This is a genomic window from Microbacterium deminutum, from assembly GCF_039530205.1.
GTDB lineage: Bacteria > Actinomycetota > Actinomycetes > Actinomycetales > Microbacteriaceae > Microbacterium > Microbacterium deminutum.
In genome coordinates this window covers 1-14,653 of sequence record NZ_BAAAOG010000004.1, presented here as the reverse complement: position 1 = coordinate 14,653, position 14,653 = coordinate 1, and the positions used below count along the sequence as shown (strand labels likewise).

14 protein-coding genes are annotated in these 14,653 nt (G+C 68.7%); 7 read left to right on the top strand and 7 right to left on the bottom strand.

Going from position 1 to position 14,653, the window contains the following annotated elements; translation table 11 throughout:
* Nucleotides 1–2: 2 nt before the first annotated feature.
* A complete protein-coding gene (locus ABD212_RS11620; protein WP_344094775.1) occupies nt 3–1,361 on the top strand; it encodes an aminomethyl transferase family protein in 1,359 nt (452 codons plus the stop codon).
* Between the two features lie 189 nt (nt 1,362–1,550).
* On the opposite strand, the gene ABD212_RS11615 is transcribed toward ABD212_RS11620, so the two are convergent.
* From ABD212_RS11615 to ABD212_RS11605, 3 genes are all read right to left on the bottom strand, one after another.
* A complete protein-coding gene (locus ABD212_RS11615; RefSeq protein WP_344094773.1) occupies nt 1,551–2,327 on the bottom strand; it encodes a DUF1932 domain-containing protein in 777 nt (258 codons plus the stop codon).
* On the bottom strand, nt 2,324–3,220 hold the full coding sequence (locus tag ABD212_RS11610; protein WP_344094772.1) for an IclR family transcriptional regulator: 897 nt from the start codon (nt 3,218–3,220) through the stop codon (nt 2,324–2,326). Before ABD212_RS11610 ends, ABD212_RS11615 begins: the two co-directional genes overlap by 4 nt.
* Before the next feature lie 79 nt (nt 3,221–3,299).
* Nucleotides 3,300–4,673 (bottom strand): aminomethyl transferase family protein, encoded by a 1,374-nt coding sequence (locus ABD212_RS11605; RefSeq protein WP_344094770.1) that lies wholly within the window; start codon nt 4,671–4,673, stop codon nt 3,300–3,302.
* 267 nt (nt 4,674–4,940) lie between these two features.
* Between ABD212_RS11605 and ABD212_RS11600 the strand changes: the two genes are divergently transcribed.
* Genes ABD212_RS11600 through ABD212_RS11580 form a run of 5 tightly spaced genes read left to right on the top strand, consistent with a single transcriptional unit; the run spans nt 4,941 to nt 9,634 of the window.
* Entirely contained in the window at nt 4,941–5,723 is a 783-nt protein-coding gene (locus ABD212_RS11600) for an ABC transporter ATP-binding protein (protein WP_344094768.1), read from the top strand.
* The gene (locus ABD212_RS11595; protein ID WP_344094766.1) at nt 5,710–6,420 is read left to right on the top strand and encodes an ABC transporter ATP-binding protein; all 711 of its coding nucleotides are present in this window, start codon (nt 5,710–5,712) and stop codon (nt 6,418–6,420) included. Before ABD212_RS11600 ends, ABD212_RS11595 begins: the two co-directional genes overlap by 14 nt.
* A gap of 3 nt (nt 6,421–6,423) precedes the next feature.
* Nucleotides 6,424–7,305 carry a branched-chain amino acid ABC transporter permease gene (locus tag ABD212_RS11590; RefSeq protein WP_344094764.1) on the top strand — a complete coding sequence of 294 codons (882 nt, stop codon included), beginning with the start codon at nt 6,424–6,426 and terminating at the stop codon, nt 7,303–7,305.
* A complete protein-coding gene (locus ABD212_RS11585; protein WP_344094762.1) occupies nt 7,305–8,381 on the top strand; it encodes a branched-chain amino acid ABC transporter permease in 1,077 nt (358 codons plus the stop codon). The genes ABD212_RS11590 and ABD212_RS11585 overlap by 1 nt, the downstream gene beginning before the upstream one ends.
* On the top strand, nt 8,378–9,634 hold the full coding sequence (locus ABD212_RS11580) for an ABC transporter substrate-binding protein (protein WP_344094760.1): 1,257 nt from the start codon (nt 8,378–8,380) through the stop codon (nt 9,632–9,634). The genes ABD212_RS11585 and ABD212_RS11580 overlap by 4 nt, the downstream gene beginning before the upstream one ends.
* Before the next feature lie 98 nt (nt 9,635–9,732).
* Here ABD212_RS11580 and ABD212_RS11575 read toward each other — a convergent pair whose 3' ends face one another.
* Nucleotides 9,733–10,392: a GntR family transcriptional regulator gene (locus ABD212_RS11575; RefSeq protein ID WP_344094758.1), complete on the bottom strand. Its 660-nt coding sequence runs from the start codon at nt 10,390–10,392 to the stop codon at nt 9,733–9,735.
* Nucleotides 10,393–10,580: 188 nt separating this feature from the next.
* On the opposite strand from ABD212_RS11575, the gene ABD212_RS11570 reads away from it, so the two are divergent.
* Nucleotides 10,581–12,074 carry an aldehyde dehydrogenase family protein gene (locus ABD212_RS11570; RefSeq protein ID WP_344094756.1) on the top strand — a complete coding sequence of 498 codons (1,494 nt, stop codon included), beginning with the start codon at nt 10,581–10,583 and terminating at the stop codon, nt 12,072–12,074.
* Between the two features lie 88 nt (nt 12,075–12,162).
* Here the strand turns inward: ABD212_RS11570 and ABD212_RS11565 are convergent, their stop codons facing one another.
* The 3 genes from ABD212_RS11565 to ABD212_RS11555 all read right to left on the bottom strand — a co-directional run.
* Complete coding sequence (locus tag ABD212_RS11565) at nt 12,163–12,768, bottom strand: PadR family transcriptional regulator (protein WP_344094754.1); 606 nt, start codon at nt 12,766–12,768, stop codon at nt 12,163–12,165.
* Nucleotides 12,769–12,784: 16 nt separating this feature from the next.
* On the bottom strand, nt 12,785–14,197 hold the full coding sequence (ligM, locus tag ABD212_RS11560; RefSeq protein ID WP_344094752.1) for a vanillate/3-O-methylgallate O-demethylase: 1,413 nt from the start codon (nt 14,195–14,197) through the stop codon (nt 12,785–12,787).
* A 55-nt stretch (nt 14,198–14,252) separates the two neighbouring features.
* The coding region (locus ABD212_RS11555; RefSeq protein WP_344094750.1) for a formyltransferase family protein at nt 14,253–14,653 on the bottom strand (401 nt) is incomplete at its 5' end.

Sequence of the window (14,653 nt, the reverse complement as noted above, 5' to 3'; positions counted from 1 at the left end):
CCATGCCGGAATCCGTATCCGATGCCGTCGCGCGCGTCGGCAGCCCAGTCGACCTGCTGCGCAACGCCCAGGCGAGGCCGACGATCTTCCCCGTCACGCCGGAGTTCACGAACTGGCGATCGGAGCAGCTGTCGTGGCGCACGTCCGTGGCGCTGCTGGACCAGTCGCACCACATGACCGATCTGTTCATCTCGGGTCCGGATGCGCTGAAGCTGCTGAGCGACACCGGGGTCAACAGCTTCGCGAACTTCGAGGTGGACCGGGCGAAGCAGTTCGTCGCGGTCAACCACGAGGGCTACCTGATCGGCGACGCGATCCTGTTCCACCTCGCCGAGGACTCCTTCGACCTCGTGGGCTGGTTCATGGTGCTCGACTGGGTGCAGTACCTCGGCGAGACGGGCGACTACGACGTCACCTTCGAGCGCGATGCGAACTCCCTCATGCGCGAACCGGGTGTTCCGCCGAAGCTGTTCCGGTACGAGCTGCAGGGGCCGCACGCCCTGGCGGTCATGGAGAAGCTGACCGGGGCGCCGGTGCCGCAGACGAGGTTCTTCCACATGGCGACCTTCACGATCGACGGACTCGAAGTGCGGTCGTTGCGTCATGGCATGGCGGGCCAGCCCGGGTTCGAGCTTTTCGGGCCGTGGGATGAGGGTGAGCGGGTCCGCAGTGCGATCGTGTCAGCCGGCGAGGAGTTCGGGCTGGTGCTCGTCGGGGCGAAGGCCTACTCGTCGGCGAATCTGGAGTCCGCGTGGGTGCCATCCCCGCTTCCTGCGATCTTCACCGGCGAGGGGATGGCCGACTACCTGGCCTGGCTCCCGGCGGCGCGGGCGGGCTCGCTCGCCGGAAGCTTCGTATCGGACGACATCGAGGACTACTACCTCACGCCGTACGATCTCGGCTACGGCCGGAGCGTCGCGTTCGATCACGACTTCATCGGCCGCGCCGCGCTGGAGAAGCACGCCGAGGCGCCCCGCCGGGCGAAGGTGACCCTCGTCTGGAATCCCGACGACGTCGCCACCGCGCAGCGCTCGCTGTACGAGCCGGGCACTCCGGCGAAGTACATCGACTTCCCCAAGGCGCGCTACGGGGTGTATCAGGTCGACCGCGTGCTCGCGGACGGGAGGGATGTCGGCATCTCGCACGATGCCGGCTACATCACCGGCGAGCAGGTCTTCGTCTCGCTCGCGAGCGTCGACGCCGAGCACGCCGAGCCGGGCACCGAGGTGGTCGTCGTGTGGGGCGAGGACCCCAACTCCCGCAAGCCCGCCGTCGAGCCCCATCGTCAGGTCGAGGTCCGCGCCACCGTCTACCCGGCGCCGTACTCGTCCTTCGCGCGGGAGAACTACCGCAAGAACTGATCCGCCGCGGTCCGCGCCGCCCATCGGCATCCGAGCCCGCCGAATTGCGGTGGGCGGCGCCTGCGCCTGGATCCTCCGCCCGGCGGAGGACCAGCGGCGGGCGGAGGTGCATCGTGAAACGGCCGGCCCTCCGCTCGGCCGTGACCCTCCGCCCAGCGGAGGCACGGCGGTCCAGCGGTCGGCTCCGCGTCAGCGCTGCTGATCGGCGACGATCCGCGCGAACCACGCCAATGTCGCGCGGGTCATGTCGGCGGGTTCGCCCGATGCCTCGACCACCGCGAGAGCGTCCCGCACCTCGTGCTCGCGGCGGACCGCGTGCCGGTAGGTCCCGTCGACGAGCCGGTCGACCAGCCCCGGCCCGTCCGGGCCGAGTTCCCGCGCCATCTGATCGCGCAGCCACTCCTCGGCACCGAGTACGCGCGCCGCGCCCGCGCCCTCGATGATGAGCGCCGCGAGGCCCTTCATGAACACCGACCGCAGCAGCCGCAGGCGGGCGGCCTCGCCTGCCGCGCCATCGAACACGGCGATCGGCACCGCGAAGGCGGCGAGGCGCTCGGCGACTGTGCCCGCGCCCGTCCCGCTGGCGAGGAGCTCGGTGCGATGCCCGCCGCGCACGACGGGCGCGAGCACCGCCACATCGGCCATCAACACGCCCTGCGATGCGGCGAGCGAGGCGATCTCCTGCTTGACCTCGGGCGATGCCGTGTTGAGATCGGCGTAGACCGCGGTGGCCGGCATGAGCGGCAGCGCGTCACGGGCGACGGATGCCGCGGCGCCGCCGCCCACGAGGCTCATGACGACCTCGACGCCCGCCAATGCGTCTGCCAGCACCGGGAACTGCCGCACGTCGGGGTCGCCGAGCTCGTGATGCGGGTCGTAGCCGCGCACCTCGGCGCCCGCCTTTCGCAGTCCGCGGGCGTAGAGGCGACCGGCCTCGCCGAGTCCCAGGATGGCGATCCCCGTCATCGCCCGTTCACCGCCGACCACTCGTGAACCAGGCCGCTCTTTCCCTCGAGCGACGCGAAGTAGTCGAGCGAGCGCTGAGACGAGCCGACCAGCGCTCGGATGCCGCGGGCTGCGTCGGGCGCGGCGGTGCCGTCGGGCAGATATGCCTCCTCCAGAGCGCGGGTGATGCCTGCGGCCGCCATGGTCAGCAGCTCGATCGCGGGCTGCGGGGAGGCGCCGTCGTTGGCGACGACGACGCCGATCGCGGCGTAGACGATGCCGTGCGGACCCATGACCGGGACCGCGATCCCCCGGGACTCTTCGTGGATGTACCCGTCGGCGACCGCGAACCCGTCGGCACGGATGTGCCGGAGCTTCGCGCGCAGCGTGTCACCGCCGCGGATCGTGGTGGCCGTGTACGCGGGCCAGTCGGCGGCTATCACCTCGTCGACGAGCTCGGGCGCAGCGTGCGCGAGCAGCACGAGTCCGCTGGAACTCACCGGCAGCGGCGTGCGTCCGCCGATGAGCGTCGCGTTGAGCACGGCGTCCCGCGTGGAAAGGCGCTCGATGAAGAGCACGTCGTGCCCGTTCAGCACCCCCAGCTGCGTATGCTGACGAACCCGTGCGTGCACGGCGGCGAGCCATGGGCGCGCGAGCTCGCGCAGTCCGAGCGCGCCGGGCGTGCGGGACGCGAACTCCCACAGCCGCACCCCGAGCCGGTAGCTGCGGTCCGGCATCCGCTCGAGCAGCCCTTCGCGTTCCAGCTCGGCCACGAGCCGGTGCGTCGTCGAGAGGGGCATGCTCGAGGCATCCGCGATCTCGGTGAGGGTCAGGAACGGCCGCAGCGCGTCGAACGCCTGCAGCACCCGCAAGTGCTTGTGCAGCACCGACTCACCGGCTGATCCGCGCGCCATCCTGCCCCTTCCGGCAACCCGGCAATGGTAAGCCGGCGTTTCCGTTGAGCGGAAGGCCTGAGAGGCCTGCTGCCGCGGCTCAGTCGTTCGCGCGATACACCGTGCGGGCGTAGTCGTGGTACGGCGCCGGAGCCACCGTCGCGCGGATGCGCACCTGGCGATGCGCGGCGTCGGCTTGCGGCTTGGCGCTGATGGGGTCCTCGCCCCACACCACCTCGACTTCGGCACCCTCGGGAACCTCGACGTCGATCGTGGCGAGCGACATGTACAGCTGATCGTAGGCGACGTAGCCGGCATCGGTCGAGACGCCGACGAGTCGATCGCCCTGGCGCACTTCGTCCATCTGGAACAGCCCGTAGCGCGCCTTCGGGAAGTCGAGGAACTTCGCCGGGATGCCGGGCTCGAGCTGCGAGCGGACGACCGCCGCGACATCCTCCGCGTTCCACAGCAGCGTGACCTTATGCCGACGCTGCAGCGCGGCGTGGCGCTCGAGGGCCTCGCGGCCGTGGAAGTCGTGGTCGAAGCGCACCGACTTGCCGAGGCCGAGATCGTACGGCGTCATGTAGAAGTCGTGGATGTCGTCGGAGTACAGCGACCCGCCGATCGATCCCGCGCGCGCCGCGGGGAGCCAGTCGCGGTACTCCGCGAAGTCCTCGTCGAAGATCGCGGGGAAGGGCGTGGGCACCCAGCCCGACTCCAGCGGGGTCGCCGAGTACGCCTTGGCGCCGACGCGACGGATGCCGAACTCCTCGCCTGCGTCCAGCAGCGCCTGCAGCACAGCCTCGCCGTCTTCCCACGGTCCGAAGAACTCGAATCCGGGCTGGCCGGCCATTCCGTGGCGCAGTGCTTTCACATCCCTGCCGGCGATGCGGAAGTCGCCGATATGGAAGAACTTCACCTCGGGGACCGGCCCCTCGAAGAGCTTGGACATGACCTCGTTGGCGTGCGGCCCCTGAAGTTCGTAACGGTAGAACGTCGGCGGCCCCTGACGCATGTGCGAGTTGCCCTCGAGCCGGTGATGGACGTCGGCGCCGGCTGCTTCGGCCTTCTCGGCGTTGAAGCGCACCCAGTCGATGAGCAGGTGATGGCCGATGAGGACGAGCCCTTCACGATCCTCGGAGTTGTAGAACAGGATGCCGTCGCCGATCAGGTAGCCGTCCCTGTTGACCGAGATCAGCTGCTTCGCGACTCCCGGCCGGAACGTCGCGAACGTGTTCGGCGAGATCCGCTCGAGCATGGGGATGAGGTCCTCGCCGCCGAGGAAGAGCTGCGTCATGTGGTGCGACTGATCCATCAGCGCGACGCTCGTGTTCCAGGCGCGCTGCTCGTCGCGCCAGTTCGTGAACTCCGCAGCGACCGGAAACGTGAATGCCGGCCAGTCCTGATTGCGGAGCAGCTCCACGGGGCTTCCGACTCGGGCGATCGCCTGAGCGAGGGATTCGGATGTCATCATCGACCTTCCTGATTCGGGTGCGTCCTCAGGCTACGAAGCCCAGAGAGCCGACGCATGGCGACTTCCGTTGAACAGAAAGTCACCAGCAGACCGCTCCCGGGGTGGATCACGATGGCCCGGTCACGATTCAGACACACCATCCGTAAATCGCGCCAAAATCGTTGACAATCTGCGCGTGAATCCGTACCGTCCCAATCACGGGACACGCGGGCCCGCCTCGCCTGACCTGTGCCCGAGCCGGACGACGCGACGAAGCGAAGGGTGAGCATGGCCGCTCAGCTGACACTGCAGGATGTGAGTCTGCGGTTCGGCGGCATCAAGGTGCTGCAGGACGTGTCATTCACGGTCGAGCCCGGCCAGATATTCGGTCTCGTCGGCCCCAACGGAGCGGGCAAGACGTCGCTCTTCAACTGCATCAGCGGCCACTACCGGCCGAGCGCCGGCTCGATCAGGATCGACGACGCCGAGGTGCGGGGCGCCCGTCCGGCCACTCTCGCGAGCCACGGGCTCGCGCGCACCTTCCAGCACCCGGCGCTGCGACTGCATGAGACGGTGCTCGAGAACGTGCTGCTGGGCGCCCACACGCGCCTTCCGGGCGGTCCCGTCGAATGGGCCCTGCGGCTGCCGCGCACATCGCGTGCCGAGCGCGCATTGCGCGACGAGGCGCTCGCGCTGCTCGAACGGCACGGTCTGGGCTGGGCCGCGAAGCTTCCGGCCGACGAGCTCTCGCACGGACTTCACAAGGGCATCGAACTGTGCCGCGCGCTGCTCATGAAGCCCCGCCTGCTGCTCCTCGACGAACCCGCCGCAGGCCTCCCCCACACCGAGGTCGAGCAGCTCATCGCCACGGTCAGGCGCGTGCGCGCCGACGACGACATCACCGTCGTGGTCGTCGAGCACCACATGGGCCTCATCGCGGCGCTCACCGACCGTGTCGTGGTGCTGGACCACGGCCGCAAGCTCATGGAGGGCAGTGCCGCCGAGGCGCAGTCCGACCCTCGCGTCATCGAGGCGTACATCGGGAGGGATGCCGCGGATGACGCTGCTTGAACTCTCCGATGTCACCGCGTTCTACGGGCCGGTGCAGGTGCTCGAGGGCGTCTCGCTGACCGTGCCCGACGGCGGAGCGGTCGGCATCCTGGGCGCCAACGGAGCCGGCAAGACCACGACGCTCCGCGCGATCAGCGGGACCGTCCGCGCGGAGGGCTCGATCGTCTTCGACGGCATCGACATCCGGGGCCTCCGCCCCGACCAGGTGGCGGCCCTCGGGATCGCCCATGTACCCGAAGGACGGGGCACCCTCGGAGACCTCACCGTCCGCGAGAACCTGCGCGTCGGCGCCTACCGGCGCCGGGACCGCAAGGCCATCCAGTCCGACATCGACTACTGCCTCGACCTCTTTCCGCAGCTCAAGGAGCGCATCACCTCGAATGCATCGGCCCTGTCCGGCGGTGAGCAGCAGATGCTCGCCGTCGCCCGCGCGTACATGGCCCGCCCGCGGCTCCTGCTGCTGGACGAGGCATCCCTCGGCCTCGCCCCGAGCACCGCGAAGGATGTGTACCAGGCCATCAAGCGCCTGCGCGCCGAGTCGGCGATCGCCATGGTCGTCGTGGAGCAGAACGCCAACCTGGCCTTCACCCTCGTCGATTCGGCGACCGTGCTCGAGACGGGGCGCAACGTCATCACGGGCTCGTCGGCCGAGCTCAAGGGCATGGACGAGATCCGCCGCGCCTACCTGGGGGGCTGACGCGTGGGAACCTTCATCCAGCTCGTCATCGACGGCCTCTCGACCGGGTCGATCTACGCGGCGCTGGCGCTGGCGATCGTCCTCGTGAACCAGGCCACCGGTCTCATCAACTTCGCGCAGGGCGGGATGGCGGTGCTTTCGGCATACGTCGCGTGGCAGTTCACGCAGTTCGGCGTTCCGCTGCTGCTCGCGATCCTGCTGTCGATCGTGGTGTCGTCCGGGATCGGTGCCATCGTCGAGCGCTTCCTGATCCGCAAGTTCGAGGGCGGCGACCCCGACACCGCTGTCGTCGTGACCATCGGCCTGCTGACGCTCATCACCGGCGTGTGCGCGTGGATCTGGACGTACAACAACAAGCTGTTCCCCTCGCTCTTCCCCCTCGAGACCTTCACGATCGGCGGCGCCGTCATCAGCGTCCGGTCGCTCGGCACCTTCCTCGTGATCGTCGGGATCATGGTCGTGCTGCAGCTGCTGTTCGTCGGCACCAAGCTGGGGCTGGCGCTGCGGGCCGTCGCGATCAACCCGCAGTCCGCGGCGTTCTCGGGGATGCCCGTCGGGCGGCTGCTCATGATCGGCTGGGGACTTGCGGCAGGACTCGGCGCCGTCGCCGGCGCACTCGTCGCCCCCGAGCTGACCCTCACGCCCGGGATGATGGACTCCGCCCTGGTCTATGCGCTCGCCGCCGTCATCATCGGCGGCCTGACCAGCCCGATCGGGGTCGTCATCGCGGCCTGGATGATCGGCGTGCTCGAGAACCTCGCCGCGGTCTACGTCCCCTTCATCGGCCACGACCTCAAGATCGCGGTGCCGTTCATCCTGATCTTCGTCGTCCTCGTCATCCGGCCGCAGGGCCTGTTCGGGCGCAAGGCCGTGGTGCGCGTCTGATGTCCGCGACCGTCGCCTTCTTCGACAAGCCCTGGGTCCGCTGGACCGGGGCCGCGCTGATCGTGGTGCTGGCGATCGTGCTGCCGCTGATCCTGCCCGAGCTCGCCAACACCACGATCGCGCGGGTCGGCGTCTTCGCCGTCGCCGTGCTCGGTCTGAACGTGATCATGGGCTACGCCGGCCAGGTCTCGCTGGGCCAGATCTTCTTCGTCGGCCTCGGTGCGTACGTGACCGCCTACGGCGTCGAGCAGGGCTGGAACATCCTGCTCGTCTTCGTACTCGCCTGCCTCATCCCCGCCGTCGTGGGACTGCTCGTCGCCCTGGCGGCGGCGCGGCTCGGCGGACTCGCGATCGCGATGGTGACGATCGCCCTCCCGATCGTGGGCGTGCCGCTCGCGAAGCGGCTGTCGGACTTCACCGGCGGGTCCGAGGGGGTGTCGGCGCGCTTCTCGGCCGCCCCGTCCTGGACGGGCCTCTACGACGACCAGTGGCAGCTGTACATCGTGCTGCTCGTCGGCGGAATCTCGTTCCTGCTCACGCGCAACCTCGTGCGGGGGAAGTACGGCCGCGCATTCGCGATCGTCAAGGCCAACGAATCGGTCGCCGGGTCGATGGGGATCTCGCCGTACCGCTACAAGGTGCTCGCGTTCACGGTGGCCTCGCTGCTGGGCGGCGTGAGCGGATTCCTGTACATGGTCGTCATCCAGTACACCTCGCCCGAGACCCTGAGCTTCGGCCACTCCATCACCCTGGTGGCGTCGATGGTCATCGGGGGTGCCGGCAGCATCATCGGCTCGCTCCTCGGCGGTGCGTACTACGTGCTCATCCCGCAGCTCACGAACCTGATCGACCCCGGACTGACGGCGGTCCTGCAGGGCGCCATTCTGCTGCTCGTGCTGTTCATCCTGCCGGGCGGACTCGTGTCGCTGCCGCGACTGTGGCGCCGCGCGGGCCGACGGCGCGGCGGCAAGGGCCCGACGGCCGCGGCATCCGCACCCGCCGTCGTCGCGGCATCCGGTCCCGCAGACCACACCCAACCACCCACAGAGTCAAGAGAAGGAAGGCAAGACACATGAGCACACACCGCTCCAGGATGCGGGCCGTGTCGGTGATCGCCGGCATCGGCATCGTCGCCCTGCTGGCCGCCGGCTGCGCCCGCGGCGGAGGCGGCGGCAGCACCGAGACCGCCGCCGCGAGCCCCGGCATCACCGACGACTCCATCACGCTGGGCATCACCACTCCGCTGTCGGGTCCGACCGCCGGGCCGGGAACCTGCACGGTCGCCGGCATCACCGCCTACTTCGGCGCCAAGAACGCCGACGGAGGCGTGAAATTCGGCGACGGCAAGACCCGCAAGGTCGAGATCAAGGCGCTCGACGATGCGTACGACCCCCAGAAGGCCGCCGCCAACTACGACCAGCTGAAGGACAGCGTATTCGCGATGACGGCGGGCCTGGGCACGCCGACCAACCGGGCGTGGCGTGAGGCCGCGATCGCCGACAAGGTGCCACAGGTGCTCATCGAGACCGGCGACCCCATCTTCTCGGACTCGTCGCAGAGCCCGTGGCAGCTGGGCTTCGTTCCGATCTACCAGAACGAGGGTGCCGCGTTCGGCGACCTGCTCGCGTCATCCAGCGAGAACCACAAGGTCGCCATCCTGTCGCAGAACGACGACTACGGCAAGGGATACGTCGAGGGCTTCAAGAGCGCCATCCAAGGACACGACAACATCCAGATCGTCAAGGAGCTGACGTACGAGGCGACCGACAGCTCGGTCGACGCCCAGCTCACCGAGCTGGCGGGCACCGGCGCCGATGTCTTCTTCAACGCGATGTCGATCACGCCGCTGGTGATCTCGTCGCTGCAGAAGGCCCAGGAGCTCAAGTGGCTGCCCAGCTGGTTCCTGCCCTCGAACACCTCCAGCCCGACGGCGATCCTCCAGCCGGGTGGCGCAGAGGCGTTCCCGGGCGTCTACACGGTCTCGTTCGCGAAGGCGGCCGCAAGCCCCGCATTCGCGGCCGACCCCGACGTGGTGAAGTTCCTCGCCGACCTCAAGCAGTACGCGAACTACCCGGACACCCCGGCGTTCCCGCACTGCGCGTGGAGCTACATGATCGGTGCGACCCTCGAGCAGGTCTTCGCCAAGATGACCGCGCCGACGCGCGACGACTTCATGAGCAAGCTGCGCACGATCTCGGGCTTCCAGGCGCCGCTCATGCTCGAAGGCACGTCGGTCGACACGACGAAGGACGGCCAGCCCGCCGTCTCGTCGGTCATCGTGCAGAAGTACAACGGCAAGGGCTACGCGAACGCGGACGCCTTCGGGTGATCTCCCCCATCCGCTGAGGCGATGGATGCCGCGGCCCGGCCGGACTCGTTCCGGCCGGGCCGCGGTGCGTCCGTAGTTCGTCGCCCGCGCGAGGGAGGTCAGTCGAGGCCGCGCAGCACGCCCACGATCCCCTGCAGGTGGGCGCGGGTCGCTGCTTCTGCGGCATCCGGATCCCGTGCCAGGACCGCGTCGATGATCGCGATGTGCTCTGGTGCGGACTGGCTCGCCCGGCCGGGGTGGAAGGCCAGCCGGAACTGGTGGCGCGCGGACTGCGCCCGCAGCCGCTCGAGCAGCTGCGTCGCGGTGGCATGGTGGCTCAGCTCGCGGATGCGCCGATCCAGGTCCTGGTTCAGGCGGGCGTACTCGACGAGATTTCCTGATGCCACGGCATCCTCGATCTCGAAGCGCAGCCGACGCAGCCCCTCGGCATCCGCATCCGTGAGGTTCTCGGCCGCCTTGCGGGCGCACAGCGTCTCGAGGCCGATGCGCACCTCGACGATCTCGACGGCTTCGTCCACGCTGATCGCGCGGACGCGGGCACCCCGGTTCGGGACGCGCTCGACGAGGCCTTCGCTCGTGAGGTTGAGCAGCGCCGTGCGCACCGCCGCCCGTGACGCGTGGTAGCGCTCGCTGAGGTCGGCTTCGATGAGCCGCTGGTGCGGGGCGAACTCGCCGTCGAGGATCGCATCCCTGAGCTGCTGGGTCAGATCGAGGCGCACCCCGGCCTCTTCGACATCGACGAAGGCGGTGTCCGTCATGCGCCGTCCCCTCCACTGTTGCTGCCTTCAGACTAGTCGCCGGCACGATATTGCCTACGAGATTCGCGTGGATATTGTCGGCAATCTTGCCCTTGCGAGCCTGGCGATGCACGCTTGAGGGAAGCGACCCGAGATCGAAGCGCAATGCTCGACGCGCGCGCCGCAGCAGACACAGAGAGGTGGTCGAGTTGTCGAACACAGTGACAGATGCCCCGGTCAGGACGGGGCTGTACATCGGGGGCGAGGTGCGCGAGACGGCCGAGACGCTCGCGATCGCCGACCCTGGAAAGCCCGGCGTGATCGTTGGGCATGCCGCGTCCGCATCGAAGGAGGATGTCGCGGACGCGGTGGCCGCGGCCAAGGCGGCATTCCCGGCGTGGGCGGCGCTCACCCCGCAGGAGCGGGCGGCGCAGATGGCCGAGGCGATCGCCGGCATCGCGGACGATCGCGATGAGGATGCCGCGATCCTCTCGCAGGAGAACGGCAAGGTGCGCTTCGAGGGCTGGGTCGACTGCCTGGTGTTCGAGATCCGCTGGCAGCTCGCGCTGATGCTCGCGGACGAGGTGGGCACGGGCAAGACGCTGCCGGTGGCTCCCGGCATCCCGGTCACCACCGAGGTGGCGTACCAGCCGCTCGGAGTGGTCACGGTGATCGTGCCCTTCAACTGGCCGATCGCGATCCTCGGGGCTTCGCTGCCGCACGCCCTGCTGGCGGGCAACACCGCCATCGTGAAGCCGCCGCCCACCGCCCCGCTCGCGACCACACGGCTCGTCCAGCGGGTGGCCGAGAAGCTTCCGGCCGGAGTGCTGAACGTCGTCACCGGCAAGGACGAGAACATGACAGGGCTGATCCAGAACTACGACATCGCGAAGGTCTGCTTCACCGGATCGGTAGGCGGCGGCAAGCGGATCATGGAGCTCGCCTCGAAGACCCTCACACGCGTCACCCTCGAGCTCGGTGGCAACGATGCAGCGGTGTTCCTCGAGGACGCGATCCTCGACGACACGCACCTCGACCGGCTCTATGCCGCGATCTACGACACCAGCGGACAGATCTGCATGAACGCCAAGCGGGTGATCGTGCACCGCTCACGGCTCGACGAAGTGGTCGCCGGGCTGTCGCAGCGGCTCGAGCAGGCGAAGCTCGGCTACGGCCTGGACGAGGGCACGACGATGGGTCCGCTGCACTCCCCGGTTCAGAAGGCGTTCGTCGAGGACATCATCCAGGAGGCGAAGGATGCCGGAGCCGACGTCCGCGAGTTCGGCGACCTCCCGGCGGGCGACCTCGCCGGAGGGAACTTCGTACGTCCCGCGATCGTCGTCGACCCGGACCCGGGCCTGCGGGTCGTGACACAGGAGCAGTTCGGTCCCGTCATCCCGATCCTCCCCGTTGACAGCGAGGAGGAGGCCATCCGGCTCGCCAACGACACGTGGGGCGGCCTGTGCGGATCGGTGTGGACCGGCGACCCCGGCGCGGCCCAGCGCGTGGGCTCGCAGCTCGTCTGCGGCTATGTCTGGGTCAACGACCATGGCGCGACACGCCTCGACCTGCGCGCGCCGTTCGGCGGCATGAAGCAGTCGGGCTTCGGTCGCGAGCAGGGCATCGAGGGCGTCCGGGCGTTCCAGGACACCCACGCCATCGCGACCATCGACCCCGAGGCCCTCGCGGCGATGGCGCACTGACGTCGTCGTAGGAGAGGGGCCCGGCCGCCGCATCCGCGGTGGCCGGGCCCCTTGGTGTCACCCGCGGCTCACGAAGAGCGCCGGCAAGTCAGACTGCTGCCTCGATCGTTTCGTCCCGCTCGAGTTCCTCGACGAGGTCGAGGCCGCGGCGAGCCCACGCGATCTCGGACAGCGCGCGCTCGACGAGCCCCTCGTAGGCGATGCGCTTGTAGGCGATCGTGCGGACCTTGTCCGCCTCGGCCGTGACCTGAAGGCGGCGCACCAGCATCGGGTTGGTGAGCAGCTCGATGTGCCGCAGCTCGCCGCGCCACTGGACCAGCTCGCCATCCCATTCCGCGATGTGCGCGGTGAAGAACGCGCGTGCCGCTTCGTGCGACACGGCCTCCAGGTACGCTGCACGCAGGTGGGCGGGGTCGCGGACGCGCTGGTATTCCATCGGGCTGTTCATCCACTCGAGGAATGACCGCTCGCCGGCGTCGGTCACGTGGTAGACGCGCCGACGGCCGCGCTCGCCGCGCAGCTGATCCTCGCCCTCGACGAGACCGCTCTCCTCCATCTTCCGAAGCTCCGGGTAGATCTGGGAGTCCGGCGCGTGCCAGACGTGGCCTACCGACTGCGAGAACTGCTTCTGAAGGTCATATCCCGAGAGGGGCCCGACGCGGAGGATCGCCAGGAGTGCGTAGCGCAGGCTCACAGGTCTCCTCTCCGACTCACGCGGGCTGATAGCTCGTGCGCCAGCCGCCCTGATAGCTGGAACGGGCGACCGTCGAGTAGGGCACGGGGCTGACGACGACGCGAACCTCGGTCTGCTCGTGGGGCTCGACGCTCGCCTTCGTGGTGCCGCCGTCGGGCTCGCCCCAGACGACCTTCAGCTCAGTCCCTTCGGGGACGTTGGGGTCGACCGTCGCGAGCGACAGCCCGCGACGCTCGTTCGCGCTGTAGCCGGTGAACATGGAGTAGCCGACCACGGTGCCGTCGCCGTCCACGACGGCGTCGTAGTTCGCCGATCCGTAGTTCGCCAGCGGCAGGTCGAAGAACTTGTAGTTCGGCCCGTCGACATCCAGCAGCGATGTCCAGACCTTGCCGAGGTCGTCGGCATCCCAGGCGAGAGTGACCTTCTTGCGCTGCGATGCGGGATCGATCTGCTCCAGGGCGTCGCGCCCGATGAAGTCGTGATCGAACTTCACGAAGTTGCCGTATCCCAGCTCCCACGGCGTCAGGTAGTAGTCCTCGATGTTCTCCGACACGAACGACCCTGCAAGCGTGCCCGTCGCCTCGTAGCCGTCGGCCGGCAGCCACTCGCGATACGCCCGCTCCGCCTCGCCGGTGTAGATGGCGGGCAGCGGTGAGGGGATCCAGCCGGACTCCAGCGTGTTCGACGGATAGGCGCGCGACCCCACCGGAACGAGCCCGAATTCCGCGCCGGCCTCGACGATCGCGGCCCAGATCCGGTCGTGATCGGCGTACGGACCCCAGATCTCGAGCCCGGGGGCGCCGGCCATGCCGTGGCGCAGGGTGCGCACCGTGGTGCCGTCGATGGTCATCGTCGCCATGTTGAAGAACTTCAGCTGCTCGACAGGGCCGCCGTTGAGCTTCTCGATGACCGACCAGGCGTTGGGTCCCTGGATCTGGAAGCGGTAGTACTGCCGGGTCACCTCGTGACCGTACGGCCGCGACGGCGACCGGCGGTCGACGGTGATGTCGAGGTTCCGGTAGCCGCCGGTCTCACCGTGGAACAGCAGCCAGTTCGCCGCCGGGGCGCGGCCGACGTACACGTACTCGTCCTCGCCCTCGCGGAACAGGATGCCGTCGCCGATCACGTGACCCGACGCGGTCGTCGGCACATACTGCTTCGCCTTGTCGACCGGGAACACCGAGGTGGAATTGATCGCCGTGTCGGAGATCAGCCGGATCGCGTCGGAGCCCCTCAGGAACAGGTTGTCCATATGGTGCGACTGGTCGTACAGCACGGCGGTGTCACGCCACGCCTTCTGCTCCTTGATCCAGTTCTGGAAGTCGGAGGGCACGACCGGGTAGATGTAAGAGCCGATCTGCGAATTGCGCAGCAGCTCGACGGGGTTGCCGGATGCGTCGATGACGTCCTGCAGATTCTTCGATGCCATTTGGGGGTGAACCTCTCTGTTCGCTGGGAGCCTCAGGTCGAGGCGTCCGTGATGGTCACGGTCGGTCCGTGAAGACGATGGTCTGGTTGCCGTGGCGGATGACGCGGTCCTGTGCGTGCCATTGCACGGCCCGGGACAGCACGGCGCGCTCCACGTAGGCGCCGCGGGACTGCAGGTCGCCAGCGGACATCGCGTGGTTCACGCGGGCGACGTCCTGCTCGATGATCGGGCCCTCGTCGAGGTCTTTGGTCACGTAGTGACTGGTCGCGCCGATCAGCTTGACACCGCGCTCCTTCGCCTTGCGGTACGGGGCGGCGCCGATGAACGCCGGCAGGAACGAGTGGTGGATGTTGATCACCGGCACGCCGACATCGTCGAGGAACGACTCCGACAGGATCTGCATGTACCGGGCCAGCACGATGAAGTCGACGTTCCCGGCGAGCAGCTTCACGATCT